Annotated in this window: 4 protein-coding genes and 1 pseudogene; all 5 read left to right on the top strand. The window is 41.9% G+C overall.

What is annotated here, in order from left to right; genetic code table 11:
• Positions 1-443: glycoside hydrolase family 130 protein (locus tag AC3LHT_RS06740; RefSeq protein ID WP_488662362.1), on the top strand; the 443-nt coding region annotated here is incomplete at its 5' end.
• 4 nt (positions 444-447) lie between these two features.
• Positions 448-732: a hypothetical protein gene (locus AC3LHT_RS06745; protein WP_488662363.1), complete on the top strand. Its 285-nt coding sequence runs from the start codon at positions 448-450 to the stop codon at positions 730-732.
• A gap of 12 nt (positions 733-744) precedes the next feature.
• Positions 745-1,407: pseudogene (locus AC3LHT_RS06750) on the top strand (glycoside hydrolase family 130 protein); the annotation flags it as partial.
• A gap of 265 nt (positions 1,408-1,672) precedes the next feature.
• Entirely contained in the window at positions 1,673-3,328 is a 1,656-nt protein-coding gene (locus tag AC3LHT_RS06755) for a phosphoenolpyruvate carboxykinase (ATP) (protein WP_488662364.1), read from the top strand.
• Between the two features lie 34 nt (positions 3,329-3,362).
• A partial coding sequence (locus tag AC3LHT_RS06760) for a hypothetical protein (RefSeq protein ID WP_488662365.1) occupies positions 3,363-3,675 on the top strand: 313 nt, incomplete at its 3' end.

Genomic DNA, 3,675 nt, shown 5'->3' on the forward strand with positions numbered 1-3,675 from the left:
TGTTCCACAGAATTGAGCCGGATATGTACCTCGCCTTTTCGGATGACCTGATACATTGGGGAGATTTTGTAGCCATTGCCGGGCCCAGAGAGGGTTATTGGGATAACCTTAAAATAGGCATTGGAGCACCGCCGATAAAACTCAATGAAGGCTGGCTGGTTCTTTATCACGGTGTAGAAAATACCCCAAGACCCACCTACAGATTGGGCTTTATGCTTCTCGATTTGAACGATCCAAGCAAAGTACTGAAAAGGTCAGAAGAACCCGTGCTGGAGCCCGAAGAAGAGTGGGAAATATTTGGTGGAGTTCCAAATGTTATCTTCTCCGATGCAATGGTGGAGCATGAAGGAAATTATTACATATATTACGGCGCAGCGGATAATCACATAGCACTTGCCACCATTTCAAAGGAAGAAATCATGAAATGGGTCAGAGAGGGATGATGTCATGAACAGCAAAAGAGCTATTTTGCTTCTTTTGTTTTTTGCATTCTCGCTTAGCCTTTTTGGTGTAAACCTGTATTTTGATAAGGTATATGAATTGAAGAGGCTTACTGATTATCCCGTATTACTGCCCGAAGGGATTGGGTTCCAGAGCAAGGCAACCTTTAATCCAGCAGCGATAAGGGTTGATGATGAAATTTACCTCTTTTATCGTGCGGAGGATTGGACAGGTCATAATTCGTGGAATGGCACCTCATCTATTGGTTTGGCCAAGAGCGAAGATGGCTAGAATTTTGTCAAAGAGTCAGAACCTATTATCAAACCTGAACCGCCCTATGAAATACCGGGCGGATGCGAAGATCCGAGAATTGTGGAAATAGACGGTTTGTATATCATGACTTACACGGCTTATGACGGAAGCCAGGCGAGATTATGCCTTGCCTATTCCAAAGACCTAAAAGAGTGGACAAAGGTTGGTCCCATAATAAAGAGCTTCCGCTGGTCTAAATCCGGTGCTATTGTTCCACAGAAGATAAATGGAAAATATTACATGTATTTTGGCGATTCGCAGATATACATCGCAACTTCCAGTGATTTGAAAAACTGGAATGTCAATCCACATGCTGTGCTCAGGCCACGCCCTGATAAGTTCGATGCCAGGCTTGTTGAGCCAGGGCCCCCACCTTTGATAACCCCTGAAGGAATATTGTTGTTCTATAACAGTGCTGACTACTCAGGAATTTATAAGGTAGGAGCAGCTCTCTTTGATTTGGACAAACCAGATAGATTGTTGAAAAGAACGGATAAGCCACTGCTTGAGCCAGAGCTTTCGTGGGAAAAATATGGTCAGGTTCCCAACGTAGTTTTTGTAGAAGGGGCAGTGGAGTACGACGAGAAATTGCTTCTTTATTACGGAGCTGCTGATTTGTACATTGGTGTAGCTGCGATTGATCTTGCAAACTAGTGAGACTTACAAAACGGCCACATTTAGTGGCCGTTTCTTATGTATAAACCTGCATACTTTAAGGAAAGAGAGTTTAGTCCAACTCTTTTCAAATAGTCCTTTCTTATTACTTCTTTTGAATGATTACAGGAAATATGCATTTTTTTTAATAGTGCTATAATCGCCATGAAAAGTGAATATCCTCATGGGTTCTGAGTGTGCGGGCAAGAATTGATCAAATCCCGCATCTTTTTCTTTTAACTAAAAAAAGCGAGGGGGATTTAAAGTGGCGACAACGTTGTTATTAAATCGCAATGAAGTGTCAAAGGAGAATCCGATTTTTTCACAATTCAGAACGATTATCGAAACTGCCTTTTATCGAAATAACGTGGTAAGTGTAAATTCACGAAGAGAAGCCTATAAACTGGCAACAGTTTCGCCTGGAACCATTGTCACCGATCTGGATGTCTTTCAACCAGAGAAACTTGGCCTTGAACCGGGAAGCAAAGTGCTTTTATTTAATGATGGAGCGGTTGTCGGACGTTATGCACCTGCGCGAAGGATCGTTGGGGAACCCGGGCTTGATTTGAAAGACTATGCTGCAAAACTCAGGGAAGCGGTTTATAATACGAGATACAAAAAGATGTACCATGCACAGGCTATAATAGGACTTGATACAGATTTCTCCGTAAAAGCCCATCTTCTCATCCCGGAGGGTTATGAAAATACTCTGTACAACTGGCTGCTGAACTTCCAACCTCTTACAGATAGTTGGTCTGAACTGTATAATAGCTCGAAGCCCTTAAAAAACGAAGGAGATATTTTCGTCTTCGCCGATCCCGATTGGAGCCATCCCGACCATCCCTTTGGCCTGACCTTTTTTGATCCAGAGCATAACGTGGCTGCCATACTTGGAATGAGGTATTTTGGAGAGTTTAAAAAAGGCACATTGACGCTTGCTTGGAGCTGCGCAAGTAGAAACGGCTATGTATCATGTCATGGTGGACAGAAAAGATACAACCTGGGCGATAAGAGCTTTGTAGTGGGAGTTTTCGGACTATCTGGTTCGGGAAAATCCACTCTTACCCATGCAAAGCATGGAAGTAAATACGATGTGACCATCCTGCATGACGATGCTTTCATCATCTCTCTGACAAATGGCTCTTCCATCGCACTTGAACCTTCTTATTTTGATAAGATGGCGGATTATCCTCTGAATTCTCCTGACAACAAATACCTGCTTAGCGTACAGAATGTAGGCGCAACACTTGATAGCGAAGGCAAAGTTGTAATTGTGACCGAAGACATAAGAAATGGAAATGGGCGAGCTATTAAATCCAGCTTGTGGTCCCCTAACAGGGTGAATAAATTCTCTGAACCTGTTAATGCCATAATATGGCTTATGAAAGACCCTTCTATTCCACCTGTGTTGAAAATAAACGATTCTGCCCTAGCTTCAGCACTTGGCGCGACGTTGGCAACTAAAAGAACCTCAGCAGAGCGCCTTGCTCCGGGTGCGGATCCCAATGCTCTGGTTTTTGAGCCCTATGCTAATCCTTTCAGAACCTATCCGCTTTCAATTGACTACCAGGGGTTCAAAGATCTATTTGACAAAAGAAATGTGGATTGTTATATATTCAATACAGGGCATTTCCTGAACAAGAAGGTTACCAAGAATGTTACTCTCAGCATTCTCGAATCAATAGTTACCAAAACTGCGAAATTCAAAAAGTGGGGAGATTTTGAAGAAATTGAAATCATGGAAATTGAGGGATTTGTCCCAGATTTTAACGATGCAAATTATATTGAGCTTTTGAAAAGCCAGCTTCATAGCAGGCTGGACTATATACGTTCTCTAGAAAAAGAAAAGGATGGTTATAACAAACTACCTCAAGAAGCTTACGATTCGATACAACATCTGTATGCTGAAATAGATCGCTGAGTTAATTAAACTGATTTTTGGGAGGCAAGATAAGGTGAAAGAGATCAAGTTGAACCCGGAATTAGGGCCTAACTACATATTCCACCTTCTATCGGTATCGAAGATCAACTATGACAACGGTTATTCTCGTAAATATGAGAGTTCAATCAGCAGAAAGCACCGAAAAATCCTTCAAAAATTCAAAGAGAGCCTTAGCTTTGCAAATGGTAATGCAGGTGATCTTGTGGAATACATGATATTCTTTCCCGCTTATCTGGGACTTAATTCCCAAAATGATTTCGAAAGATATTTTGACTTAATCCAAAAAGCAGCTCATGGAAGGTCTGAAGATTTTGTAAAAGAATACA

Source organism: Kosmotoga sp. (assembly GCF_982836095.1).